The sequence below is a fragment of the Paracoccus sp. S4493 genome (genome assembly GCF_000967735.1).
GTDB lineage: Bacteria > Pseudomonadota > Alphaproteobacteria > Rhodobacterales > Rhodobacteraceae > Paracoccus > Paracoccus marcusii.
In genome coordinates, this window is the sequence record NZ_JXYF01000002.1 from 76,949 (window position 1) to 102,029 (window position 25,081).

The following is a 25,081-nucleotide window of genomic DNA, read 5'->3' on the forward strand; positions in this document are numbered from 1 at the left end:
GATTCTGCCGGGATGGCCGATCCTAACCCGAATTTCGGCAAGATTTCGCCTAAAACGGGTAATGTTGCACATCGGCGGCGACGCTGTGGCGTTTTGGCAACCACTGCTTTTCCACTGCACAAACAGATGCGTGGGGTGTGGCGCGCGCACGGCGGTCGTGGGACAATACGGGCAGAATTTCGGAGGTTCAGATGGCGGTTCGAATGGTCCGGGGCGTGCTGGCGCTGACACTGGCGGGGGTCGTCGGCTGGCTTCCTGTTGTGTCCGGCGCACGCGAACCTCTCGCTGCCGTGAGCGTGGCCGCGGCGCCACGGCTGGATTTCACGCCGCAACAGATGGCCTTGGCGCTGGCAGTGTCGGACGACGCCGATCTTGCCTCGTTCTATGGCAGCAACGGGTTGCGCCCGATCTTCCTTGGCCCCGAGGGAGAGGCCCGGCGACTCGCCTTGCGGGACGCGATCGGGAACGCCCCGCGCCATGGCATCCCCGTTGCCCGATACCAGCCCGACCGCCTGACGGCGACCGAAGGCCTTGCGGCCGAGATCGCCCATGCCCATGCCCTGTCACGCCTGCTGCGCGATCTGACCGGCGGCGTGCTGAACCCGACGCGCGTCGACCCCGAGATCAAGCGACAGCCCGTGCGGACCGCGGTCGTCCCGCTGCTGGCGCGGTTCGAGGCGGCGGCGGATCCTGCGGCGGTCCTTGCCGGGGCCGGACCGGACCATCCGGCCTATCTTGCGCTGCAACAGGCGCTGTCCGGGCCGGCCGACCTAGCCGTCCCACAAGGCCTGCCGCGTATCGCGACCGGTGTCTGGCGGCCCGGCCAAAGGGCCGCGGCGATCGCCGACCTGCGCACGCGCCTGGTGGCCATCGGGTTTGCCGCCGATGCGCCGGATGCCACGCTGTATGACGATGCCCTTGCGCGGGCGGTCTCCGATTATCAGCGTGCGGCCGGCCTGCCGGATGACGGCGTCGCGGGCCCGCGGACCATCGCGGCGCTGAACGGCGATGGCGGCACCGGACAGGACGCGCGGCAACGCGCGATCCTGGTGGCGATGGAGCGGATGCGCTGGATGGCGTCCGAGGATCTGGACAGCCGCCATGTCTGGGTGAACATCCCGGAATTCAGCACGACCATCGTGGAAGACGGGGCCGAGGTGTTCCGCACCCGCAGCGTCATGGGCAAGGACACGCCCGACATGCGCACGCCGGAATTTTCCGAGATGATGGCCAATGTCGTGGTCAATCCCAGCTGGAACGTGCCGCGGTCCATCGCCGTTCGCGACTATCTGCCCCGCCTGCAGGCGAACCGCCATGCGCTGTCGCATCTGGACGTGGTGGATGGCGCGGGGCGGGTGCTGGCGCGGGACGGCATCGATTTTGGCCGCTATAGCGCCGCCAGCTTTCCGTTCAGGCTGCGCCAGAAGCCAAGCGACGACAATGCCCTTGGCGTGGTCAAGTTCATCTTCCCCAACCCCTGGAACATCTATCTGCACGACACGCCGTCCAAGCACCTGTTTGCGAACCGGGTGCGGGCGGAATCGAATGGCTGCATCCGCATCGGCGATCCGGTCGATCTGGCCCGCGCGCTGCTGTCGCGCCAGACCGATGATCCGGCGGCGATGTTCCAGCGCGCCCGCGACCGGGCACGCGAGACCTGGCTGAAGCTGACGCCGCCGGTTCCCGTGCATCTGGTCTATTTCACCGCCTGGCCCGGCCCGGACGGGCGCATCCGGCTGTTCGACGACATCTATGGCCGCGACGCCCGCATCTGGGAGGCGCTGCAGGCCCAGGGCTTTGGCGCGGCGGCGCCCGCCATGGTCGCGGACCTGAACCCGGGGTTGTGACCCGCCCCGGAACGCGGGCACTGGAAGCAGCCTTGCAAACAGGCTAAGTCCTTGCGCGAAAGGGGGGGCCATGGTCCTGACAATGGGTGAACTGGCGCGGGCTCTGGACGCGCAATGCTGGGGCGACCAGTCGATCCGCGTGACGGGTGCGGCGGAACCCGCGGCGGTCGGTCCGGTCGACGCGGGTGGCGGCACGCTGGCCATGGCCATGGCGCCCAAATACGCCGCGGCGTTGAAGCCCGGCAGCATCGCCATTCTGGCCGAGGGGATGGACCCCGAGGCCTATGGCCTGAAGGCCGCCATCTTTGCCCCCCGCCCGCGGCTGGTCATGGCCGGTCTGACGCGGGCTTTCGACCGCGGCCCGGACATCGCGCCGGGCATCCATCCGACCGCGGTCATCGACCCCACGGCCACGATCGGCGACGGCGCGGCGATCGCGCCCTTTGTCGTCATCGGCGCGCATGTGCGGATCGGACAGGGCGCCCGCATCGGGGCGCATGTCAGCATCGGTCGCGGCGCCCGCATCGGCGATCAGGCATTGATCCATCCGGGCGTGCGGATCGGCCATGACGTGACCGCGGGCGACCGTCTGATCGTGCAGCCGGGCGCGTCCATCGGCGGCGACGGGTTTTCCTTCGTCACCCCCGAGGAGTCGGGGATCGAGGAGATCCGCCGCACCCTGGGTGCCCGTGCCGCGGTCAACCAGCAGCACTGGACGCGCATCCATTCGCTTGGCGCGGTCGAGCTGGGTCATGACGTCGAGATCGGCGCGAACGCCACCATCGACCGCGGCACGATCCGGTCGACCCGCGTGGGCGACGGCACCAAGATCGACAACCTTGTGATGCTGGGCCACAACGTCGTCGTGGGCCGTGACTGCCTGCTGTGCAGCCAGGTGGGCGTGGCCGGATCGTCGGTGATCGGCGACAGGGTCGTGCTGGCCGGGCAGGTGGGCGTCAACGACAACATCCAGATCGGGGACGACGTCATTGCGGGCGGTGCCGCCAAGATCTTCACCCGCGTGCCGGCAGGCCGGGTGATCCTGGGCAACCCCGCGGTCAAGATGGAGACCCAGCTGGAGATCCAGAAGGCCATGCGGCGGCTGCCGCGTTTCGCACAACAGCTGTCCAAGCTTCAGGAAACCGTTACACGCCTGTTGGAAAAGGGCTGAACAGGAGGCGACATGACAGACGACATCACGCAGCGCATTCGGGCCATCATCGCGGAGCAGGCGATGCTGGAACCCGACCAGATCACCGATGACGCGACCCCCGCCGAACTGGGCATCGACAGCCTGGGCCTGGTCGAATCGATCTTTGCCATCGAGGAAGAGTTCGACATCTCGATCCCGTTCAACGCAAACGAACCCGAGAAGTCCGACTTCGACATCTCGAACATGGGCACGATCATCGCCGCGGTGCATCGGCTGGTCGCGGAAAAGGCGGAATGACCGCCCCCGTGGACGAAGCGCTGATCGACGCAGGCCGCGCGGCACCCGCGATCCGGCCTGCGGCCGAGACGACCGGCCGCGGCGGGCTGCGCCGTGTGGTGATCACCGGCGCCGGCACGATCAACGCGCTTGGCCACGATGTCGCCACCACCCTGGAGGCGTTCCGCGAGGGTCGCTGCGGGATCACGCAACTGGATTTTCGCGATGTCGATCGCCTGTCGATCCAGATCGGCGGACAGGTCCACGACTGGACGCCCGAGACCTATTTCAACCGCCAGCAGATCCTGCTCTATGACAAGTTCACCCAGTTCACCCTGTTGGCCGCCAAGCAGGCGGTCGAGCAGTCGGGCCTGCATTTTCAGGGCGCGCTTGGCCTGCGGTCGGGGGTCATCCTGGGAACGGCCGGCGGTGGCCTGAACACCTGGGACGAGAACTATCGCGCTGTCTATGAGGAGGGGAAGAACCGCGTCCATCCCTTCGTGGTCCCCAAGCTGATGAACAATGCCGCGGCCAGCCATGTCAGCATGGAATTCGGCCTGCGCGGCCCCGCCTTCACCGTCGCCACCGCCTGCGCCAGCAGCAATCATGCGATGGGCCTGGCGTTCCAGATGGTGCGGTCGGGCGCGGCCGACGTCATGCTGTCGGGCGGGTCCGATGCGATGCTGTGCTTTGGCGGCGTTAAGGCATGGGAGGGGCTGCGCGTGATGTCCAAGGACGCCTGCCGCCCCTTCAGCGCCAACCGCAACGGCATGGTCCAGGGCGAAGGCGCGGGCGTCTTTGTGTTCGAGGATTTCGAACACGCCCGGGCGCGTGGCGCCGAGATCCTGGCCGAGGTCGTGGGCTTTGCCATGTCGTCGGATGCGCAGGACATCGTCATGCCATCGGCCCAGGGCGCCGAGCGCGCGATCACCGGGGCGATGGTCGATGCCGGCCTGAACCGCGAGGATATCGGCTATATCAATGCCCACGGAACGGGCACCGCCGCGAATGACAAGACGGAATGTGCGGCGGTGGCCCATGCCTTTGGCCATCACGCGGACCGGTTGATGATGTCGTCGACTAAGTCGATGCACGGCCATCTGATCGGCGGCACCGGCGCGGTCGAACTGCTGGCCTGCATCATGGCGCTGCGCGACGGGGTGATCGCGCCCACGATCGGCTATCAGGAGGCCGACCCCGAATGTGCGCTGGACGTCGTTCCCAACGAGGCCCGTGAGGCGCGGGTCGATGCCGTCCTGTCCAATGCCTTCGCCTTTGGCGGACTGAACGCGGTCATCGCCCTGCGCCGCGTCTGATCGTCATGCGGGACGCATGAAAAAGGCCGCGTCCAGGGGACGCGGCCTTTTCCGTTCATGCGATGGCAGGGGCGATCACTCGGCCGGTGCGTCCTCGGCGGGGGCATCCTCTGCCGGTTCTGCATCGGCGGCCGGGGCGGGCGCGGGTGCGGCGGCATAGGCGGCCAGTTCATCGAACGCGGCGGTGAAGCCGGTCAGCGACATGCTCAGCTGGACCGGCGAATCCGGGTCGCCACCGAAGGGCAGCAGCTGCACGGCTGCGGTGCTGCCGGCCTTCATGCTTGCCAGTTCCTGGTTGGTGAAGCCAAGGCGCGCGACGCAGCCGACCGGCGCGCAGAAGCTGAACGGATAGCCGCGCATCTCGCCCGATCCGATCTGGAAGCCCAGGCCGTCGATCAGGTCCGTCTCCAGCGGTGCGACAAGGGTGGCGCCGGCAGCGACGTCGCCGTTCGACAGGGGAACCATGGTCAGTTCGGCAACCGGGTTGTCGTCGGCATCGGTCAGCAGCTTGTACATCTCGCACGGATCCTTGCCCTGATCGGCGCGGATGCAGCGGATGGTCCAATCGCCATGCTCGGACTTGGCATAATAGCTGCCAGGTCCGTTCGGATCGCGCGCGGGCTGACCCGCGGGCGCGTTCTCGGCCGCAGGGGCATCGGCGGGCGCGGCTGGTGTCTCTGCATCGGCAGGTGCGGTGGCCGGCGATTCCGCGGCGGGGGCATCTGCGGCCGGTGCGGCGGTTGCAGGCGCATCGGCGGCGGGGGCTTCCGCCGCGGGGGTTTCGGGCGTGTCCGGCGCCGGGGTGTCCTGGGCGAATGCGGGCCCGGTGATCAGGGCGAGGGCGGCCAACAGCGCGTGCGAATGTCTGATGAACATCAATCTTTCTTTCTTTTGCTCAACGCATTGGGGCTGATCTAGCACGGCGCCGGTGCCTTGTCAGTCCCCTGCCACGACACGCCCTGTCACCAACCCTTGAGGTCATGACATTGCACGGGACTGCACATTGAAGAAGTTGCGTGGGAACCGAACCGGCCGGACACGCGTCATGAATTGACGCGAAAGGCCGTGGCTTCCACCACGGCCCCCGACGCGTTGCGTTATTCTCCCTGCCGGACTGGCCGGTCATCATTGAGACGCACGCTAATCGCGTTGGCGTGATCCGTCAACGGTCTATGGATTTCCCCCCGATCACATAAAAAAGCCGCGCCCGAGGGCGCGGCAGTCCAACAGGGAGGAAGGTCCGGGTCACGGCTGCGATCCGGACAACTTCATCTTGCCATGAAAGCGTTAAAATTGTCTTTTCAAGGCGTGCGTTGCGCAATTTGTTGGTGGGGGATGCGATGGGCTCGGTTCTGGACCTGGATGCGGGAACGATCTTCGTGGGCGGCGCCGGCGCCGAATACGCGACCCCCGAGACGATGCTGCTGAAGCTGGCAAACCGGCACGGGCTGGTCGCGGGTGCGACGGGGACGGGCAAGACCGTCACCCTGCAGACCCTGGCAGAAAGCCTGTCGGCGGCGGGCGTTCCGGTGTTCCTGGCGGATGTGAAGGGGGATCTGGCGGGGCTGGCCAAGGCGGGATCGGATCAAGGCAAGCTGCACGAGCCTTTCCTTGCGAGGGCCGGTCAGATCGGGATCGATCTGACCTATGCATCCTATCCGGTGACGTTCTGGGATGTCTGGGGCCAACAGGGCCATCCCGTCCGCACCACGCCGGCCGAGATGGGACCGCTGCTGCTGTCGCGCCTGCTGGACCTGACGGAAGCGCAGGAGGGCGTCATGGCGATCGCCTTCCGCGTCGCCGACGAGGAGGGGCTGCCGCTTCTGGACCTCAAGGACCTGCAGTCGATGCTTGTCTGGGTTGGACAGAACGCCGCCGACCTGTCGACGCGCTATGGCAATGTCAGCACCGCCAGCGTTGGCGCGATCCAGCGCGCGTTGCTGGTGCTGGAGACCGAGGGTGGAGCGAACCTGTTCGGTGAGCCTGCGCTGGCCCTGACCGACATCATCCGCCAGGATGCGGACGGGCGCGGCGTCATCAGCATCCTGTCGGCAGAGCGCCTGATGAACGCACCCCGCCTGTACGCGACATTCCTGCTGTGGCTGCTGTCGGAGTTGTTCGAGCAGCTGCCCGAAGTGGGCGATCCGGACAAGCCCCGCGTCGCGTTCTTCTTTGACGAGGCGCATCTGCTGTTCGACGACGCGCCGAAGGCCCTGATCGAAAAGGTCGAGCGGGTGGCACGATTGATCCGGTCGAAAGGCGTCAGCATCTGGTTCGTCACCCAGAACCCCGCCGACATTCCCGAATCGGTGCTTGGCCAATTGGGCAACCGGGTTCAGCACGCGCTGCGTGCGTTCACCGCCAAGGATCAGAAGGCCTTGCGCGATGCGGCGCAGAACTATCGGACCAACCCGGATTTCGACATCGCCGAGACGATCCAGCAGGTGGGGACGGGCGAGGCCGTGACCTCTTTCCTGCAGCCGAAAGGTGTGCCGGGCATCGCGCAGCGGACGCTGATCCGGCCGCCGTTCAGTCAGGTCGGCCCGATCACGGATCAGGAGCGCGCGGCGATCCGGGCCACGTCCCCGATGGGGCCGAAATACGACACCGCCCTGGATCGCGATTCCGCGCACGAGATGCTCGCACGCAAGACCCAGGCCGCAGCCCAGGCGGCCAGTGCGAAGAAGGATGACGACGGGTTGTTCGACATGCCCGCGGGTGCGGGACGGGGGCGACCATATCAGGCGCCGGCACGCGAGAAGGCTGCGCCGCGCGGGCGGTCCGACAGCATCGTGCAGACCTTTGGCAAGAGCCTTGCCCGGCAGTTGGGGACCCGGACCGGGCAGGCGCTGGTCCGGGGCGTTCTGGGTTCCCTGATCAAGAAGCGCTGATGGTCACAGCGCGATGGCCGTAGCCGGCATCGGCGCGGCGTCGATCGCGGCACGCATCTCTGCCAGGATGGCGATGACCAGCAGGACGTGGCGGCGCAGGTCGTATTCGGCGGCCTGGGTCACGCGCATGTCGTTCTGGATCTGCTCCTCGGCCCGCAGGCGGGACAGGACGGCGCCTGGCGCGGGGCAGCGGTCGCTGCGCAGCAGGCGGGGCAGGTCGCGATCGCGCTTCCAGGTCTTCTGACCTTCGCGGGCGGCCCGGATCAGCGTTCCGGGACGGCGCAGGCCCTGATTCGTCGGGCGGGGGCGAAAAACGATCACGTTCGAGACTGCGGTCATGGGGCTGATCCTTTGCGTTTGCCACGGGGTCACCTTCACACAACCTTGAGGTGTGTTGCCAAAAGCCCTGCCGCAGCGCGCGGTAGAGCAAGGTTTCTTTAGGAATTGTTAGGGAATGTTGCGGCTATGTGCAGAAACACCCTGTTAACCACAGGGAAAGATTTCAACCCAGGGTAGTCTACTGCCGGGCTGCCCGAGGACGACAAGGGACCTGACATGACCATATTGACCGGTGATTTCGCAATCCACACGGGCATCGCGGAGCACCGTGCGCAGGTGCAAGGGCAGACCTGCGCGCAAGACGACCTGAGCGAGGACGCGCGCCTTTACCTGCGCCATGTCGACCAGGGGGTGACGATCCGTGCCCTGGCGCGCGAGGCCGGTGTTCATGCCTCGACCATCCTGCGCCGTATCCGCCGGTTCGAGGCGCGCCGCGACGATCCGCTGGTGGATGCCGCGCTGGCCCCGCGGCCCGAGGGGGCCAATGCGCCTGATGAGCGTCAGGCCCTGCGCGTGCTGCGCCGGCTGGCAGAGCCGGGTGCGTGCATGGCATCGGCCCCCGGCATGGACAAGGCGATCGTCACGCGCGACGACATCCGCACCGCCGTCCTGGAACGCGCCCTGGCAGAGATGATGGCGCTGAAGGGATGGGTCGTGCAGACGCGGGGCGGGGGGCGCATCCAGCGCTATGTCATCGCGCCGGCAGGGCGCGAGGCCCTGCGCCAGATGCTGCGGTCGCCCCGCCAGCGCAGCGCCGTGCCGGGGCCATCGTCGTTTGCGGACGCCCACCCGGTCCACGAGGACGCCCAGCCCGTCCACGGCATGGCCGAGGCCCAGGCGGCCTTTGACCACGGCGACCGTCACCGGGTGTGGGAGGATCGCGTGATCGACGACCCCGAGGATGGTCGCCGCCGCCAGACCCGGGTGAACATCGCGGAAAGCCCGCTTCTGGTGCTGGCGCGGCGGCGTGACCATGATGGGCAGGCATTCCTGACCCCAGGCATGGTCACCGCGGGCGAACGCCTGCGCGAGGATTTCGAGCTGGCCCAGATGGGTCCGCGCGTCACCCAGAACTGGGACGGCTTCATGACCTCGGGGATCGACGTGTCGCGCGGCGGCGGCGGTTATCGTGGCGGACCGGAATCGGCGCGCGACCGGGTGGCCGTCGCGCTGCGCGACCTTGGCCCGGGCATGGGCGACATCGTCCTGCGGGTGTGCTGCTTTCTGGAGGGGATCGAGATGACGGAACGGCGTCTTGGCTGGTCCGCACGGTCTGGAAAGATCGTCCTGCGTCTGGCCCTGATGCGGCTGGAGCGGCACTATGAGGAAACCTACGGCAAGGGATCGCGGCTGATCGGCTGAAGGTCATTGCCGCAGACGGGGGCTGGTCGATAAGATGGTGGGCGTTGACCGCGCGTCGTTGATCAGGCCCCCTTATGAATATCACTCTGCGCCAGCTGCGCTATTTCCTGTCCCTGGCGCAGCACACCCATTTCACACGCGCTGCCGAATCGATCAATGTCACGCAACCCGCGCTGTCCATGCAGATCCGCGCGCTGGAGGAGGAGATCGGCGCCCGTCTGGTCGAACGCACCCCGCAGGGTGTCGTCCTGACCCCGCAGGGCCGCGCGCTGCAGGACCACGCCCAACGGGTCATGGCCGCGATGACCGATCTGGAACAGGACTTGCGGCAGCCGGGGCAGGGCGGCCGGTTGATGCTGGGCATGATCCCCACCGTCGCGCCCTATCTGCTGCCCGAGGCGCTGCCCCTTTTGCGGGCGCGCGACATCGGGCGCGACCTGCATCTGCGCGAGGCGCAGACCGACCGCCTGCTGGACGAACTGCAGGCGGGGCGGCTGGATGCCATCGTTGTCGCCAGCCCGCCCGAGGGGCCGGGCCTGCAGGCCATACCGCTGTTCGCCGACCGCTTTCTGCTAGCCGGCAGCGCGGCGCGAATCGCCGATCTGCGCAGCCGACCGCTGTCTTCTGACGCGCTGGATCCCGGCCAGCTTCTGTTGCTGGACGAGGGGCATTGCCTTGGCGACCAGGCCCTGGAGGTCTGCGGGCTGAACCGCCGCGCGGCGCGGCTGGACCTGGGGGCCGCGTCGCTGTCGACCCTGTGCCGCCTTGCCGCCCAGGGCATGGGCCTGACCTTCCTGCCAGAGATCGCCCGCCGGCAGGAGCTGGCGGCGGCACCCGGCCTGACGGCCGTAAGGTTTCCCGACCCCCAGCCCGCGCGGCAGGTCATGCTGATGCGCCGCGCATCGACTCCGGGGCAGGGCTGGTTCGACGATCTGGCCCGCCTGCTGACCGCGGCGGCGCGTCCGCTGCTGGATCTGGGCTGATCGCAAGGCAGCCATGTGGACGCAGGGGCAGGGGATGCGTTGCCAAATCGTTGCAAAGCCCCTATTTCTGCCCGAACCGCGACCGAAAGGACCATGACCTTGCGCGACCTCAGGATCCCGGATCAGCGCCACCCGGAAAAGGCGCACCGACCCGATCAGGCCCAGCCCAAGAAGCCGGACTGGATTCGCGTCAAGGCGCCCACCTCTGCGGGGTACAAGCAGACGCGCGACCTGCTGCGCGAGAACCGCCTGTCGACCGTCTGCGAGGAGGCCGGCTGTCCCAATGTCGGCGAATGCTGGAGCCAGGGCCACGCCACCATGATGATCATGGGCGAGATCTGCACCCGCGGCTGCACCTTCTGCAACGTCGCGACGGGTAAGCCGCAGGCGCTGGACACATTCGAACCCGGCCGCGTCGCCCATGCCGTGCAGAAGCTGGGCCTGAACCACGTCGTGATCACCAGCGTCGATCGCGACGACTTGGACGATGGCGGGGCAGAGCATTTTGCCCAGACCATCCGGGCGATCCGCCACCGCTCTCCGACCTCCACGATCGAGGTGCTGGTGCCCGACTTTCTGAAGTCAAAGCCTGGCGCCTTGGAGACCGTGGTCGAGGCGCGTCCCGACGTGTTCAACCACAACCTTGAAACGGTCCCGGGCCTGTACCCGGAGGTCCGTCCCGGCGCCCGCTATTTTCATTCACTGCGCCTGCTGCAGCGGGTCAAGGAACTGGACCCGTCGATGTTCACCAAATCCGGCATCATGGTCGGATTGGGAGAGGATCGCCAAGGCGTGCTGCAGGTCATGGACGACATGCGGGCGGCTGACATCGACTTCATCACCATCGGCCAGTATCTGCAGCCCAGCCCCAAGCACCATCGCGTCGACCGCTTCGTCACGCCCGAAGAATTTTCGGGCTATGAGAAAGCCGCCTATGGCAAGGGTTTCCTGATGGTGTCGGCGACGCCACTGACCCGGTCGTCGTATCATGCGGGCGATGACTTTGCGCAGCTTCGCGACGCACGACTGGTCAAGTTGGGTCGCGCCTGAGGCCGCGGGGCAGGGGGCGCACGCCGCCCCTTGCAAATCGTCGCGACTGGATTTACGCCAAGCCCAACGGTCCGCACGGACCGCTGCCGAAAGGGCGCCGGGACCAGTCCGGGGGCGTGGCGGAATGGTAGACGCGACGGATTCAAAATCCGTTTCAGCAATGAGTGCCGGTTCGAGTCCGGCCGCCCCTACCACGCCCTTTCGCGTTCAGCACTGGCAAAGATTTTGCTGCAGTGCGGGAACAATCCAGACCTTGTGACGGTTTGTCCATCGACGGTGACAAGACGCCGATGAAAGGACATTACCATGGCACATAACCCCACTGCTGACGACATCAAACGCGACGCCCGTTCGGCTGCAAACGAAGCCCACGGCGATCTGAAGGATGGTGCCCGCAAGATTGCGGACGACGTTCGTGACACCGCGCGCGAACTGTCCGACAATTCGGGTGCGGCACGCCTGAAAGAGCGTGGCGCAGCACTGGCCGATGATGCCGTCGAAACGGGCAAGTACTATGCCGAACGCGCCCGCGAGACCGGTCAGGAATACGCCGATCGCGCGCGTCTTGAGGCAGAGCGCCTGTACGAAGCAGGCCAGCAAAAGGCGACCGAAGTCGCTCACTACGCTGAAGAGCGTTATGATGAAGTGTCCGAGATGGTTCGCCGCAACCCGGCGCAGGCCTTGGGTATCGCGGCCGGTGTCGGCTTCCTGGTCGGTCTGCTGATCTCGCGTCGCTGAGGTCGGGCATATGTTCGATTTCGCCCGACGCGTTCAGGAAGCTGTCGGCGACACGGTCCGGCGCACGGCCATGAAGGCCGTCGCCGGAATGGTCGGATTGATGGCTGGCGGGTTCTTGACAGCTGCCCTGTGGTCGTGGCTGGCCAACGATCTTGATTGGGGCTCGACCTTGGCGTCGTTGACCATCGGCGGAGGTTTGATCCTGCTGATGATCATCCTTCTGGCCATGGCGGCAAAGCGCAAGCACACTATGCCGACAACTGATGATCTGAAACATGAGGTCGAAGCTCGGGTTTCTTTGGCGACCGATGCGGCGGCGACTCGTGCGCGGGCGGAAGCGACGCGAATTGTCGAACTGGCCGAAGCGAAGGCACATTCGCTGATGGATCAGGCTGGCTCTCGCGCGACCAAATTCGCTTCGGATGCCGAGAAAAAGCTGTTTGGCAGCGTCCGCAATACCGCCCACGCTGCCGGTCTGACGTCTTCCAACGTTACTGCTGCAAAGCAGTCGTTTCAAAACGGCGCGCATCAGTTACGCCAAGCGACCGACAGCAATGCTGGAACGATGACCAAGCTGGTTGGAGCGTTCGCTGTCGGTGTCACGTTGGCTGCAGCAATGCAGGAACGTCGACATGACAGGATGGATTACGATCCCGACGACATGATATGAAAAAGGGCGCCTCGGCGCCCTTTTTTCTGTTCCAGATCAGGCATTTGCCTCTCGGATCTTGTTGGCTGCGTCCTTGTCGAACGCGACGCCCTTTTTTTCCAGCAGCTGATCAAGCTCTCCGGACAATGTCATCTCGGTGATGATGTCACAGCCACCCACGAACTCACCCTTGACGTAAAGCTGGGGAATGGTGGGCCAGTCGGAGAAATCCTTGATCCCTTGGCGAATGTCAGCGTCCGATAATACGTTTACGCCCTCATAGGGCACGCCCATATAGTTCAGAACGCCGGCAACTCTGCTCGAAAAGCCGCATTGGGGCATCTCGGGCGTGCCTTTCATGAACAGGACCACGTCGTTGCGGTCGATCATGTCCTGGATGCGCGTGTTCGCGTCGTTCATATCGGCAATCCTTGTAATGGGGCAGGGGGCGCGTCAGTCAGGCGCCTTGGTGGTCAGGGCAAGCGCGTGCAACTCTCCGGCAGGGCCGTCCATCTTGCCCTTAAGGGCGGCATAGACGGCGCGCTGTTGCTGCACGCGGTTCAGCCCGCGAAAGCTTTCGTCGATAACTTCTGCGGCATAGTGGTTTCCATCACCGGCCAGATCAGTGATCGTGATCTTTGCCTGGGGAAAAGAGACCCGCAGAAGGGTTTCGATATCATGCGCTTCCATGGCCATGGGCGGATCCTTGTCTTTGTCACATATGATGTAGGGGATGCCGGCAAGGGCTGCAAGACCGGCACGAAAACGGCCGCGTTCCAGAGAAACGCGGCCGCCACGATTAATCTTATCAAGGTTTACTGCGTTGCGCTGACCGCACCCACGGTTCCGCCGACAACCGCGCCGGCCGGACCCGCCACGGCCGCACCGCCAAGACCGCCGGTCGCAGCGCGCTCGCCAACCGTCGTTCCGCATGCCGAAAGGGCCAGCATCGCGCCGCACAGTCCTAAAGCCACATATTTCATGATGAATGTCCTTTGATGTCAGGTTCTGTCAAACAGACGCAAACCAAGGGTCACAGGTTCCGGGATTGCCGTACAAAGGCCATCGAAAGCAGGGGAAGCTTTTTCTGATAATCTGTATTATGTAACAGAACTGTCTCTCTGGTCCGCCTTTCAACCTTTTCACCACTTGTCCCTATGGCACGTATCTTTCAAGGTTCCGGAAAGTGGATCGGAGGATCACATGGCCGTATCGCCACCTGTCTGCGATTTCGATGCGCCTTGGCACGGCTTTGCGCTGCGCGATACTGATGGAAACGTCGTCACGCTTTCGAAGGTCGCCGGATCGCGCGGGACGCTGGTGATGTTCATCTGCAACCATTGCCCCTATGTCAGGTCGATCCTGGACCGCATCGTCCGCGATGCGCATGCGCTGATGGACCACGGCATCGGCGTCGTTGCCATTTCTTCGAACGACGTCGCGGCCTATCCGGAGGATAGCCCGGCGCATATGAGAGACTTGGCGCAGCGAAACGGTTTTCGCTTTCCCTACCTGTACGATGCAAATCAGTCGGTCGCACGGGCCTATGGCGCCGAATGCACGCCTGACTTTTTTGGCTATTCCGCCGACGGTCGGCTGCAGTATCGCGGTCGACTGGATGCCTCGACCCGCACGGCGGCGGCGACGGACGCCCGCCGCGACCTTTATCTGGCCATGGTGCAGATCGCGGAAACCGGGCAAGGTCCGCGCGATCAGGTCGCATCGATGGGATGCTCGATCAAATGGAAGGCCGCATGACCATGGACAGACCCTGCCCGATCGTATTCGACCTGGACGGCACGCTGATTGACAGCGCGCCCGACATCCACGCCTGCGTGAACGCGGTCCTGCGCCAGCATCAGATCGCACCGCTGCCCCTGGCGCGAGTGCGCAGCTTCATCGGTGGCGGTGTCGAGCTGCTGTGGACTCGGATCATCGTCGCCTGCGGTATCGAGCCGGTGCATCGGCCCGCGCTGATCGCGGCCTTCATGGCGCGCTATCATGATGCCACGGCCCTGACGCGCCTGTTTCCGGGCGTGATCGAGGCTGTGGGGCGGTTGGCCGATGCGGGTCATCCCCTAGGCATCTGCACCAACAAGCCGATGGGCCCGACGCGCAGCGTGCTGCAGCATTTCGCGCTGGATCGTCTGTTCCCTGTCGTTGTCGGAGGGGACAGCCTGCCGCAGCGCAAGCCCGACCCCGCGCCCTTGCGCCTGGCCCTGCAAATGCTGGGCGTGGAGGGGAATGCACCCCGTGCGCTCTATGTCGGTGACAGTGAATTTGACGCGAATTGCGCGGCGGCGGTGCCAGTGCCGTTCCTGATCTATTCGGGCGGCTATCGCATGACGGCCATCGCCGATCTGCCGCATCACGCGGCCTTCGATCGCTTTGACGATCTGCCGGGTCTGGTGGATCAGGCGATGGCGCTCTAGGCAGCCGGCTTGACAACCGGCGACGAAAGACGCCACTTCGGGGCGGACCCGTGCACGAAAGGCCCCATGATGGATCTGCGCCAAATCAGCCCCAACCTTGCCGTCTCTCCGCAGATCCTGCCTGAGGATGTCCCGGCCTTGGCCGATGCGGGGTTCAAGGTCCTGGTCAACAACCGCCCCGACGAGGAGGTCGAGGCCGAGATCGATCACGATGCGATGGCACAGGCGGCAGAGGCTGCCGGAATGCGCTATCACTACCTGCCGTTCCACCCGGGCCAGATCACGCCGCAACTGATCGCGGATTTTGGGACGGCGACCGTGGGACAGGGGCCGGTGATCGCATATTGTCGGTCCGGCAACCGCAGCACGGTCCTGTGGGCGCTGACGCAGGCCGGGCGCATGCCCGAGGATGAGATCCTGAAGACGGCCGACGCCGCCGGGTACGACCTCAGCGGCGTGCGGCCGTTGATTGCGTCGCTGGCCAGCCGCAAGGGATAGGCAGGGCAATGCCCCCTGCCCTGCCCGGTGTCGTCAGGCAGGCACGCCAAATGACCGCTTGACATTTGCGGTCCAGCCAAGTCCGGAAATATCGTCGGCACGAATCGCCGGGCGCTTCATCACGCTCGGCTTTTCGCCCATCATGGCGACCGGATCGGCCGCGCGCTCGTCGTCGGACATGCCGCGCCATGTCAGGCTGGCGCAGTTGATGATCTTGTCGCCGAACTTCGCGACAAGGGCCGCGCGTTCCTCCGCGGACAACGGCTCCTTCTGGACATCGCGGAACTGTACCGTCCATCCGTTGTCCTGCAGGTCGGCCTGCGCCTTCTGGCAGGTCGAACAATGGGCAAGGCCGTACATCGTCAGCGTCTTGGACATGGATACCTCGTCAGATCAGGGGAACGAAGGGCACGCCGCAGGCAGTCAGGGTCAGGGTTGCCAGCAGGGCAAGGGTCAGGCGCATCGGTCGTGGTCCTTCATGGGTCAGGCCCGATGTATCGCCCCCCGCAGCTGGTGCCACAAGTCACAAATCGTCGCTGCCGGGGTCGTGGAACTGTGCGCGCACCCGGCGCATCGCCCACCAGACGCCCAGCACCGTCAGGGGCGTCAGCACGGCGACGACCAGCGTCTTGTCCAGCCCCGCGCGCCCCGCCAGCGGCGCCAGCGCATAGCTCAGCAGGCCCACCGCGTAATAGCTGATGGCGACGACCGACAGCCCCTCGACCGTGTGCTGCAGCCGCAGCTGCATGTCGGCGCGGCGGTCCATGCGGTGCATGATCTTCTGGTTCTGGGCGCTGCGTTCGACATCGACGCGCGTGCGCAGCAGCTCGGCCGCGCGGGCGGTGCGTTCCAGCATCGTGGCCAGCCGCCGTTCCGCCGATTTCGCGGTGCGCATGGCCGGCTGGTACCGCCTGCGCATGAATTCGGTCAGCATCTGGCGGTCCAGAAACCGCGTCTCCCGCAGGGCGGCGATCCGATCATGCACAATCGCCTCATAGGCGCTGTTGGCACCGAACCGGAAGGAATGCAGGACGGCCTGCGCCTCCAGCTGGGTCGAGACCGCCAGCAGGTCATGCAGCAGCTGTTCCGCGGGCTGCGCGTCGTCGGTCATCGATTCCAGGATCGCGGTCAGGCGCGGCTCCAGCTCGTTCAGGCGGTTGCCCAGACCGCGCGCGCGCCCAAGGCCCAGCATCGACATAGCGCGATAGGTCTCCAGCTCGACCAGGCGATGCACCAGGCGCCCGATGCGGCCGTCCGACGTGCCGGGCCGCACGAAGATCGCGAACCGCATCCAGCCGTCCGCGTCGATGCGGAAATCACCCGCGACCATCGCGGTCTCGTCCAGCACCCAGATCGCGGCCAGGCTGTCGCGCGCGAACCAGCCGTCGATGCGGGCCAGCGCCTCGGCCGGGTCATCGGGCAGCAGGTCGACCTGGATCATCACCGCCGCGACGCGCTTGCCCGGCGCGGCGTGCTGCCAGGCATCGGGAAAGATCGCCGCCGCCGATGGATCGAACGGACGGATCGGAAGACCCGGCGTCATCGCCATATAGGTCACGAACTCGGTGTGGCTCTCCCAATTCAGTTCGTGACGGCCAAGCTGGCCCTGGTAGTGGCTGTCATCGGGATCGGGGCGTGGACCGCCATGGCGGCTGACCAGTTCGCCCAGATGCGCCAGATCCTGCGCCCGGTCGCGGTTGGCGGCGTCGCGCGGTTCCTTGAACGCCACGAAGACCGCGGTCGCCGGCGCGGTGATCCGCGGCGAGGGCCGGGCATGCAGTTCGTTGACCAGCGCATAGCGCAGGGGATGTTCTGTGGCCGGGTTCATCTGCCGCTCCTGAAGACGGGGCAACGGCCCCTGCCCCATTTCAAGACCACCGCGACAGGCGGCACAAGTGGGAACGCCCGCCGGCTGTGAACCGGCGGGCGTCCGTGGCACGATTGCGCCGGATCAGTCGATCATGGGAAGCAGCTTGTTGATGCTGTCCTTGGCGTCGCCATAGAACATCCGGGTATTCTCCTTGAAGAACAGCGGGTTCTCGATGCCGCTATAGCCGGTGCCCTGCCCGCGCTTGGACACGAAGACCTGCTTGGCGCGCCACACCTCCAGCACGGGCATGCCGGCGATGGGGCTGTTCGGATCGTCTTGGGCCGCGGGGTTCACGATATCATTCGACCCGATGATGATGACGACGTCGGTCGAGGGGAAATCCTCGTTGATCTCGTCCATCTCCAGCACGATGTCATAGGGGACCTTGGCCTCGGCCAGCAGCACGTTCATGTGGCCCGGCAGACGCCCCGCGACGGGGTGGATGGCAAAACGCACCGTCTTGCCCGCCGCGCGCAGCTTGCGCGTCAGTTCGCTGACCGCACCCTGCGCCTGCGCGACCGCCATGCCATAGCCCGGCACGATTACGACGCTGTCCGCCTCGTTCAGCGCGGATGCCACGCCGTCCGCATCGATGGCGATCTGCTCGCCCTCGATCTCGGCTGCGGGGCCGGTCTCTCCGCCGAAACCGCCCAGGATCACGCTGACGAAGTTCCGGTTCATCGCCTTGCACATGATGTAGGACAGGATCGCACCCGAAGATCCGACCAGCGCGCCCGTCACGATCAGCAGGTCGTTCGACAGGGTAAAGCCGATCATCGCCGCCGCCCAACCAGAATAGCTGTTCAGCATCGACACCACGACCGGCATGTCCGCGCCGCCGATGCCCATGATCAGGTGATAGCCGATGAAGAACGCCAGCAGCGTCACCAGGATCAGCCAGAATACCGCGGGACCGACGCCGGTGAAATACAGCACCCCGATCAGCAGCGACAGCGCCAGCGCGCCCGCGTTCAGCATGTGGCCGCCCGGCAGCTTCTTGGGCTTGCCGTCGACGCGGCCCGCCAGCTTGCCGAAGGCCACGACCGACCCGGTGAAGGTCACCGCGCCGATGAAGATGCCCAGGAAGACCTCGATCTTCAGCATGGCGATCTCGGGGGCGGTCTTGTGGGCCAGCAGGGCCGCAAAACCGGTCAGTTCGGCCTCGAACCCTTCGGCACGCAGGCGCAGGACGCGCGACAGTTCGATCTGGGCATTGAAGCCGACAAAGACCGCAGCCAGACCGACCAGCGAATGCATCGCCGCGACCAGCTGGGGCATCTCGGTCATCTGCACGCGCTTGGCGACCAGCCAGCCGCCGGTGCCGCCGATGGCAATCATGATCAGCGACAGCAGCCAGTTGCCCGCGCCCGGCCCGAACAGCGTCGCCACGACCGCAAGGCCCATGCCGACGATGCCGTACCAGATCGCGCGCTTGGCGCTTTCCTGTCCCGACAGCCCGCCAAGCGACAGGATGAACAGGACCGAGGCGACCACATAGGCCGCAGTGGTGAATCCGTATTCCATTGTCCCGACCCCTTACGACTTCTGGAACATGGCAAGCATGCGCCGGGTGACCATGAAGCCACCAAAGATGTTGACCGATGCCATCAGCACGGCCAGCGCGCCCAGGATCACGACCCAGGCCGATCCCGACCCGATCTGCATCAGCGCGCCCAGGATGATGATCGAACTGATCGCGTTCGTGATGGCCATCAGCGGCGTGTGCAGCGAATGCGCCACGTTCCAGATCACCCGGAAGCCCACGAAACAGGCCAGCACGAAGACGATGAAATGCGACATGAAGCTGGCGGGCGCGATCAGCCCGATCAGCAGCACGACCAGGCCACCGCCCAGCAGAAGCTTGATCTGGCTGGCGGTCTCGGCCTTGAAGGCCGCGGCGTCGGCGGCGCGGCGTTCGTCGGGGGTCAGCTCCTTCTTCTTCTCCTTGGGCTTCTGCGCAGCGATGGCGGCGACCTTGGGCGGCGGGGGCGGCCAAGTGACGTCATGATCATGCACGACCGTCGCACCGCGGATGACGTCGTCCTCCATGTTGTGGACGATGACGCCATCCTTCTTGGGCGTCAGGTCGGCCACGAAATGGCGGATGTTGTTGCCGTACAGCTCGGAGGCCTGCGCGCCCATGCGCGACGGAAAGTCGGTATAGCCGACGATGACCACGCCGTTGTCGGTGACGATGCGTTCGTCCGGCACGGTCAGGTCGCAGTTGCCGCCCTTTTCGGCCGCCAGATCGATGATGACGCTGCCCTGCTTCATCATGGCCACCATGTCGGCGGTCCATAGCTTGGGCGCGTCGCGTCCGGGGATCAGCGCCGTGGTGATGACGATGTCCATCTGGGGTGCCAACTCGCGGAACCGGGCCAGCTGCTTCTCGCGGAACTCGGGGCTCGACGGCGCGGCATAGCCGCCCGTGGCGGCGCCGTCCTGCGCGGGCGCGTCGAACTCCAGATAGACGAACTCGGCACCCATCGATTCGATCTGTTCGGCCACTTCGGGGCGCACGTCAAAGGCATGGACCTGCGCGCCAAGGCTGACCGAGGTGCCGATGGCCGCAAGACCCGCGACCCCTGCCCCCACGACCAGCACCTTGGCCGGCGGGACCTTGCCTGCTGCCGTCACCTGTCCGGTGAAGAAGCGGCCAAAGTTGTTCGCCGCCTCGATGACGGCGCGGTAGCCTGCGATGTTGGCCATCGACGACAGCGCGTCCATCTTCTGCGCGCGGCTGATGCGCGGCACCATGTCCATGGCGATCGCGGTGATGCCCTGGTCTTTGGCCTGCGCCAGCAGTTCGGCGTTCTGCGCCGGATAGAAGAACGAGATCAGCGTCTGCCCCGCCTTCATCTGGCCGATCTCGGCCGTGGTCGGCTGGCGTACCTTGGCCACCACATCCACCGCATCGATCAGCTCCGCCGCGGTCTGGCAGACCGTCACGCCGGCACCGCGATAGTCTTCGTCAGCGAAACCCGCGCGCGCGCCCGCGCCGCTTTCCACGAACACGTCATGTCCCAGCTTGCCCAGATGCGCGGCGGTGGATGGCGTGATCGCCACCCGCGCCTCGCCCTCGAAGCTTTCCCTCGTTGCGCCAATCTTCATGGCTCTGATGCCCCCCGGTTTGATGATCTTTCGTCGCAAACGTCATAGCATCGCGAAATATTGTTTCACAAGGCTGCGCTGTCGCGACCGGCTCGGAAAGACCATGGCGGCGGCTTGGGAACAACCGGTCCAGCGCATGTGAAAACGGCCCGGATGCGGATGCATCCGGGCCGTTCCATGACCTGACCGGTCGGATCAGTTGGCCGGGGCCGGCGTCGTGGTGGTCGCCGGCGCGGTGGTCGCAGGCGCAGGGGTGGTCGCGGGCTCTTCGACGCTGACGGCGTCGTCAACGGCGTCAGCCGCACTGTCGGCTGCCTCTGCTGCGGCATCCGCTGCGTTCGATGCGGCCTCGCCTGCACCGTCAACGGCGTTGTCGATCGCGGTGCCGGCTGCGTCGGCTGCGTTGCCTGCAGCTTCGACCGCGCTGTCAGCAGCGGCGCCGGCGGCATCGGCGGCGTCGTCGGCTGCACTGGCGGCACCGGCGGCGGCATCATCGGCGGCCTCGGACGCGCTCTCGGCTGCAGCCTCTGCTTCGGCTGCCGCGTTGTCGGCAGCGGCTTCGGCCTCGGAGGCCGCAGCATCGACTTCGGGTTCTTCGACAACGGCAGGGGCCGTGGTCGTCTCGGGGGCGGGTTCGGTGGTCGTCACGGTGGTGGTGTCACCTTCGACGACGGTCGTGTCATCAGCCATGAAACGCTGCAGCACGAAATAGGCCAGCGCCAGCGCCAGCAGGACACCGATGATCAGCGGCATCGCGGACGACTTGCGCTCCACCGGCTCGACATAGGTTTCCTTGGGGGTGGTGCCGGGTTTCACGCGGTTCGGATCGTTGGGATCATAGCTCATGCAGGTCTCCGATTCAGACTGTATTTTGACCGGGTTAGGTCGCGAAGCTGTGGCGTGTGACCGTTCGGCTGTCAACCGCCAACGCCCGACGCCACGCCTTGCGAGCCGGCGTTCAGGCGATTAACACCGACTAAAGGCCGGGGTTCCGCTTGCGGCCGCATTTTTACGAAAGGCCGCTGACCATGTCCGTCGAGAAACCGCAGCCTGTCCAGCACCTTGCCGATTACCGTCCCTGGCCGTTCACCCTGTCACAGACCCGGCTGGACGTGACCCTGGCCCCGCGCGACACGGTCGTTCTGACCGAACTGGACCTGGAACCGTCGGACCAGCCGGTCGATCTGGTGCTGGATGGCGGCGCGGGGCTGCGGTTGCAGTCGCTGCGCATCGACGGGCTGACCGTGGACCCGGCCCACGTCCTTCGCGACGACGAGACGCTGACCATCCGCGCCGCCGCCCTGCCCCGCGTGCCCTTCACGCTGGCGACCGACGTGCGCATCGATCCGCAGGACAACACCGCCTTCGAGGGCCTGTATCTGTCGGGCGGCATCTTCTGCACCCAGTGCGAGGCCGAGGGGTTTCGCCACATCACCTTCTATCCCGACCGCCCGGACGTGATGACCACGTTCCGCGTGACGCTGCGCAGCGACCTGGCGGTGCTGCTGTCGAATGGCAACCCCGTGCGCGCCCAGGACGGGGTCGCGGAATGGAACGATCCCTGGCCCAAGCCTGCCTATCTGTTCGCGCTGGTGGCGGGCGATCTGGTGGCGGTCAGCGACAGCTTTACCACCCGGTCGGGGCGTGCGGTCGATCTGAACGTCTGGGTCCGTCCCGACGATCAGGACCGCGCGGGCTTTGCGATGGAGAGCCTGATCAAGTCGATGCGCTGGGACGAGGACGTCTATGGCCGCGAATATGACCTGGATGTGTTCAACATCGTCGCAGTCGACGATTTCAATATGGGTGCCATGGAAAACAAGGGGTTGAACATCTTCAACTCGAAACTGGTGCTGGCCTCTCCGGATACCGCGACCGATGGCGACTACGAGCGGATTGAGGCGGTGATCGCGCACGAGTATTTCCACAACTGGACCGGCAACCGCATCACCTGCCGCGACTGGTTCCAGCTGTGCCTCAAGGAAGGGCTGACGGTCTTTCGCGACCAGCAGTTCACCAGCGACCTGCGCTCGGCCGCGGTCAAGCGGATCGAGGATGTGCAGACCCTGCGCGCGCGGCAGTTCCGCGAGGATCAGGGTCCGCTGGCCCATCCCCCGCGTCCCGACCGGTACGAGGAGATCAACAACTTCTATACTGCGACGGTCTATGAGAAGGGCGCCGAGGTCATCGGCATGCTGAAGCGGCTGGTTGGTGACGACGGCTATGCCCGCGCGCTGGACCTGTATTTTGACCGCCACGACGGCGATGCCGCCACCATCGAGGATTGGCTGAAGGTCTTCGAAGATGCCACCGGCCGCGACCTTGCCCAATTCAAGCGCTGGTACACCGACGCCGGGACCCCTGTCCTGACCCTGCAGGAAACCTGGCAGGACGGCACGCTGACGCTGGACTTCACGCAGCAGACGCCGCCCACTCCCGGTCAACCCGACAAGCCGGCCCGCGTCATTCCGATCGCGGTCGGCCTGATCGGCCCGAACGGCGACGAGGTCGCCCCGACCCGCGTCCTGGAGATGACCGAGGATCGGCAAAGCTTTAGCTTCGAAGGTCTGGGCGCACGGCCCGTCGCCTCGGTCCTGCGCGGGTTCTCTGCCCCCGTGATGCTGCAGCGGCAGATGGACGATGCGACGCGGGCCTTCCTGCTGGCCCATGACACCGACCCCTTTGCCCGGTGGGAGGCAGGGCGCGAACTGGCGCTGTCCGCCTTGACCCAGCTGGCGCGCGGAGCGGATGCGGGCGACGACTACATTACCGCGATCGGCGCGCTGGCCGGCGATGCCGATGCCGATCCGGCATTCCGTGCGCTGTGCCTGAACCTGCCCGGCGAGGAGGAGATCGCGACCCGTCTGGCCACCACCGGCACCACGCCCGACCCCGATGCGATCCACCAGGCGCGTGCGGGGCTGGCCCGCCGCATTGCCATGGCGCATCAGGATCTGCTGGCGGAACTGTACGACACGATGACCGTGCCGGGCGCCTATTCCCCCGATGCGGACGCGGCTGCGCGCCGGTCGCTGCGCATCGCGGCGCTGGGGTTGCTGGGGCGGATCGACGGCGGCGACCGGGCCGAGGTGCTGTTCGGCATCGCGGGCAACATGACCGAACGCATGGCCGCACTGGCCGTGCTGCTGCGCCTTGGCCGCGGCGACAGCGCGTTGCGGATGCTGCACGACGAGTTCGCCGACAACCGGCTGGTCATGGACAAATGGTTCGGCATCCAGGTCATGGCCGCGCCCCCGTCTGACGCCGTCGCCATCGCGGAACGGCTGGCCGCGCGCCCCGATTTCGACTGGAAGAACCCCAACCGCTTTCGCGCGCTGCTGGGCGGTCTGGCGGCGAACCATGCGGGGTTTCACGCGGCCGACGGGTCGGGCTATGCATTCACGGCGAATTGGCTGATGCGCATGGATGCGGTCAATCCCCAGATCGCCGCGCGCATGTCCACCGCGTTCGAGACATGGCCCCGCTATGACGCCGCGCGCCGCGATCACGCGCGCAATGCATTGGAACGGATCGCATCTCTCGCGGGTTTGAGCCGCAATACACGCGAGATGGTCTCGCGCATGATCGCTGCGGGACGCTGAGGGGGACGCGATGGGCAAGCATGAGGAGGCCCGCGCCGAGATGCAGGCGCGCCTGGACCCGCTGATCGCGGAGCGGGCGCCTTGGCTGTTTTCCGGACGTCCCCGCGACCGCGTGGCGCGGTGGGCGATGATGCATCTTCTGCGCTATCCCCGCACCGTCGATCTGGGCGCCGAGTTTCGCGAATTGCCCCCGGCCGAGATCTTCCGTCGGATGAGCGACCTGATCGTCCGCGATCTGCAGGTCGAAGGGTTGGAGCATATCCCTGCCACCGGCCCTGCCCTGATCGTGGCCAACCATCCCACCGGCATCGCGGACGGGATCTTCCTGAATGCGGTGATCTCGCAGCTGCGCGACGACGTGTTCATCTATGCCAACCACGACATGATCCGCGTCTTGCCGCAGATGATCGACATGATCGCCCCCGTCGAATGGCGGGTCGAAAAGCGCAGCCATGCCAAGACCCGCGCGACGATGGACTATACCCGCGACGCGATTGCGGCGGGCCGGATAGGTCTGATCTTTCCGTCGGGCCGCCTTGCCAAGCGCACCGGCCTGACCCTGAACGAGCGTCCCTGGATGGCAAGCGCCGCAATGATCGCCCGCAAGTTCGATCTGCCGGTGATCCCGCTGCGCATCCGTGCGCGCAATTCGGCGCTGTTCTACCTGTTCGACAAGATCCATCCGACGCTGCGCGACGTGACGCTGTTCAACGAGGTGCTGAACAAGACCGGCCAACCCTATCGCGTAACCATCGGCGCACCGATCATGCCCGCGGATCTGCCGCGCAGCAGCGACGAGGCGATCCTGGCGTTGCGGCAGGCCGTCCTGTCCCTGCCCACGCCGGGCAGCACCGCGATCCGCCTGACCCGCAGCCGCGGCGTCGCCCGCCTGACCGGAGCACGGCGCCCCGTCGGCGGCTGATTGCGTCCCGCGACGGCCGGGGGGCCAGCCCCCCGGACCCCC

25 protein-coding genes and 1 tRNA gene are annotated in these 25,081 nt (G+C 66.0%); 16 read left to right on the forward strand and 10 right to left on the reverse strand.

The annotated features are described in order from the left end of the window. Positions 1 to 191: 191 nt before the first annotated feature. The 4 genes from TW83_RS00800 (at position 192) to TW83_RS00815 (ending at position 4,592) form a co-directional block, all read left to right on the forward strand. Positions 192 to 1,847 carry a L,D-transpeptidase family protein gene (locus TW83_RS00800; protein WP_239441253.1) on the forward strand — a complete coding sequence of 552 codons (1,656 nt, stop codon included), beginning with the start codon at positions 192 to 194 and terminating at the stop codon, positions 1,845 to 1,847. Between the two features lie 70 nt (positions 1,848 to 1,917). Further along, complete coding sequence (gene lpxD / locus TW83_RS00805) at positions 1,918 to 3,018, forward strand: UDP-3-O-(3-hydroxymyristoyl)glucosamine N-acyltransferase (RefSeq protein ID WP_045980856.1); 1,101 nt, start codon at positions 1,918 to 1,920, stop codon at positions 3,016 to 3,018. A gap of 12 nt (positions 3,019 to 3,030) precedes the next feature. Then, positions 3,031 to 3,297, forward strand: a complete 267-nt coding sequence (locus tag TW83_RS00810) for a phosphopantetheine-binding protein (RefSeq protein ID WP_045980857.1) — start codon at positions 3,031 to 3,033, stop codon at positions 3,295 to 3,297. An 86-nt stretch (positions 3,298 to 3,383) separates the two neighbouring features. Continuing rightward, positions 3,384 to 4,592 (forward strand): beta-ketoacyl-[acyl-carrier-protein] synthase family protein, encoded by a 1,209-nt coding sequence (locus TW83_RS00815; protein ID WP_045980892.1) that lies wholly within the window; start codon positions 3,384 to 3,386, stop codon positions 4,590 to 4,592. Between the two features lie 75 nt (positions 4,593 to 4,667). Here the strand turns inward: TW83_RS00815 and TW83_RS00820 are convergent, their stop codons facing one another. Next, entirely contained in the window at positions 4,668 to 5,468 is an 801-nt protein-coding gene (locus TW83_RS00820; protein WP_052714529.1) for an invasion associated locus B family protein, read from the reverse strand. A gap of 464 nt (positions 5,469 to 5,932) precedes the next feature. Between TW83_RS00820 and TW83_RS00825 the strand changes: the two genes are divergently transcribed. Then, positions 5,933 to 7,483 (forward strand): helicase HerA-like domain-containing protein, encoded by a 1,551-nt coding sequence (locus TW83_RS00825; protein ID WP_045980858.1) that lies wholly within the window; start codon positions 5,933 to 5,935, stop codon positions 7,481 to 7,483. A gap of 3 nt (positions 7,484 to 7,486) precedes the next feature. Here TW83_RS00825 and TW83_RS00830 read toward each other — a convergent pair whose 3' ends face one another. Beyond that, on the reverse strand, positions 7,487 to 7,822 hold the full coding sequence (locus TW83_RS00830) for a DUF6477 family protein (protein WP_045980859.1): 336 nt from the start codon (positions 7,820 to 7,822) through the stop codon (positions 7,487 to 7,489). Between the two features lie 216 nt (positions 7,823 to 8,038). Between TW83_RS00830 and TW83_RS00835 the strand changes: the two genes are divergently transcribed. From TW83_RS00835 to TW83_RS00860, 6 genes are all read left to right on the forward strand, one after another. Further along, complete coding sequence (locus TW83_RS00835) at positions 8,039 to 9,184, forward strand: DUF6456 domain-containing protein (RefSeq protein WP_157001287.1); 1,146 nt, start codon at positions 8,039 to 8,041, stop codon at positions 9,182 to 9,184. Between the two features lie 74 nt (positions 9,185 to 9,258). Continuing rightward, the gene (locus TW83_RS00840) at positions 9,259 to 10,167 is read left to right on the forward strand and encodes a hydrogen peroxide-inducible genes activator (RefSeq protein ID WP_045980860.1); all 909 of its coding nucleotides are present in this window, start codon (positions 9,259 to 9,261) and stop codon (positions 10,165 to 10,167) included. Between the two features lie 93 nt (positions 10,168 to 10,260). Beyond that, positions 10,261 to 11,217 carry a lipoyl synthase gene (gene lipA / locus TW83_RS00845; RefSeq protein ID WP_148911670.1) on the forward strand — a complete coding sequence of 319 codons (957 nt, stop codon included), beginning with the start codon at positions 10,261 to 10,263 and terminating at the stop codon, positions 11,215 to 11,217. A 110-nt stretch (positions 11,218 to 11,327) separates the two neighbouring features. Beyond that, positions 11,328 to 11,411, forward strand: a tRNA-Leu gene (locus TW83_RS00850). Positions 11,412 to 11,523: 112 nt separating this feature from the next. Beyond that, the gene (locus TW83_RS00855; protein ID WP_045980861.1) at positions 11,524 to 11,955 is read left to right on the forward strand and encodes a DUF883 family protein; all 432 of its coding nucleotides are present in this window, start codon (positions 11,524 to 11,526) and stop codon (positions 11,953 to 11,955) included. A gap of 10 nt (positions 11,956 to 11,965) precedes the next feature. Then, positions 11,966 to 12,625, forward strand: coding sequence for a hypothetical protein (locus TW83_RS00860; protein WP_045980862.1), 660 nt, complete (start codon positions 11,966 to 11,968; stop codon positions 12,623 to 12,625). A gap of 36 nt (positions 12,626 to 12,661) precedes the next feature. Here TW83_RS00860 and grxD read toward each other — a convergent pair whose 3' ends face one another. The 3 genes from grxD to TW83_RS21745 all read right to left on the reverse strand — a co-directional run bounded on the left by grxD (position 12,662) and on the right by TW83_RS21745 (position 13,587). Further along, positions 12,662 to 13,024, reverse strand: a complete 363-nt coding sequence (grxD, locus tag TW83_RS00865) for a Grx4 family monothiol glutaredoxin (RefSeq protein WP_045980863.1) — start codon at positions 13,022 to 13,024, stop codon at positions 12,662 to 12,664. A 33-nt stretch (positions 13,025 to 13,057) separates the two neighbouring features. After that, complete coding sequence (locus tag TW83_RS00870; protein WP_045980864.1) at positions 13,058 to 13,300, reverse strand: BolA/IbaG family iron-sulfur metabolism protein; 243 nt, start codon at positions 13,298 to 13,300, stop codon at positions 13,058 to 13,060. 119 nt (positions 13,301 to 13,419) lie between these two features. Further along, positions 13,420 to 13,587 (reverse strand): hypothetical protein, encoded by a 168-nt coding sequence (locus TW83_RS21745; RefSeq protein ID WP_164871427.1) that lies wholly within the window; start codon positions 13,585 to 13,587, stop codon positions 13,420 to 13,422. A gap of 220 nt (positions 13,588 to 13,807) precedes the next feature. Here TW83_RS21745 and TW83_RS00875 point away from each other — a divergent pair, with 220 nt between their 5' ends. From TW83_RS00875 to TW83_RS00885, 3 genes are all read left to right on the forward strand, one after another. After that, positions 13,808 to 14,362 carry a thioredoxin family protein gene (locus tag TW83_RS00875; protein WP_045980865.1) on the forward strand — a complete coding sequence of 185 codons (555 nt, stop codon included), beginning with the start codon at positions 13,808 to 13,810 and terminating at the stop codon, positions 14,360 to 14,362. Beyond that, complete coding sequence (gene gph / locus TW83_RS00880) at positions 14,359 to 15,036, forward strand: phosphoglycolate phosphatase (protein ID WP_045980866.1); 678 nt, start codon at positions 14,359 to 14,361, stop codon at positions 15,034 to 15,036. The genes TW83_RS00875 and gph overlap by 4 nt, the downstream gene beginning before the upstream one ends. Positions 15,037 to 15,105: 69 nt before the next feature. Continuing rightward, the gene (locus TW83_RS00885; protein WP_045980867.1) at positions 15,106 to 15,534 is read left to right on the forward strand and encodes a TIGR01244 family sulfur transferase; all 429 of its coding nucleotides are present in this window, start codon (positions 15,106 to 15,108) and stop codon (positions 15,532 to 15,534) included. Between the two features lie 33 nt (positions 15,535 to 15,567). Here TW83_RS00885 and TW83_RS00890 read toward each other — a convergent pair whose 3' ends face one another. The 5 genes from TW83_RS00890 to TW83_RS00910 all read right to left on the reverse strand — a co-directional run bounded on the left by TW83_RS00890 (position 15,568) and on the right by TW83_RS00910 (position 21,361). Continuing rightward, on the reverse strand, positions 15,568 to 15,912 hold the full coding sequence (locus tag TW83_RS00890; RefSeq protein WP_239441254.1) for a hypothetical protein: 345 nt from the start codon (positions 15,910 to 15,912) through the stop codon (positions 15,568 to 15,570). A 145-nt stretch (positions 15,913 to 16,057) separates the two neighbouring features. After that, entirely contained in the window at positions 16,058 to 17,362 is a 1,305-nt protein-coding gene (locus tag TW83_RS00895) for a DUF3422 domain-containing protein (protein ID WP_045980868.1), read from the reverse strand. Positions 17,363 to 17,485: 123 nt separating this feature from the next. Beyond that, positions 17,486 to 18,928, reverse strand: coding sequence for an NAD(P)(+) transhydrogenase (Re/Si-specific) subunit beta (locus tag TW83_RS00900; RefSeq protein WP_045980869.1), 1,443 nt, complete (start codon positions 18,926 to 18,928; stop codon positions 17,486 to 17,488). Between the two features lie 12 nt (positions 18,929 to 18,940). Next, positions 18,941 to 20,515: a Re/Si-specific NAD(P)(+) transhydrogenase subunit alpha gene (locus tag TW83_RS00905; protein WP_045980870.1), complete on the reverse strand. Its 1,575-nt coding sequence runs from the start codon at positions 20,513 to 20,515 to the stop codon at positions 18,941 to 18,943. A gap of 195 nt (positions 20,516 to 20,710) precedes the next feature. Further along, positions 20,711 to 21,361 carry a hypothetical protein gene (locus TW83_RS00910; RefSeq protein WP_045980871.1) on the reverse strand — a complete coding sequence of 217 codons (651 nt, stop codon included), beginning with the start codon at positions 21,359 to 21,361 and terminating at the stop codon, positions 20,711 to 20,713. 182 nt (positions 21,362 to 21,543) lie between these two features. On the opposite strand from TW83_RS00910, the gene pepN reads away from it, so the two are divergent. Beyond that, complete coding sequence (gene pepN, locus TW83_RS00915; RefSeq protein WP_045980897.1) at positions 21,544 to 24,117, forward strand: aminopeptidase N; 2,574 nt, start codon at positions 21,544 to 21,546, stop codon at positions 24,115 to 24,117. A 10-nt stretch (positions 24,118 to 24,127) separates the two neighbouring features. Further along, a complete protein-coding gene (locus tag TW83_RS00920) occupies positions 24,128 to 25,039 on the forward strand; it encodes a 1-acyl-sn-glycerol-3-phosphate acyltransferase (RefSeq protein ID WP_045980872.1) in 912 nt (303 codons plus the stop codon). Positions 25,040 to 25,081 lie beyond the last annotated feature (42 nt).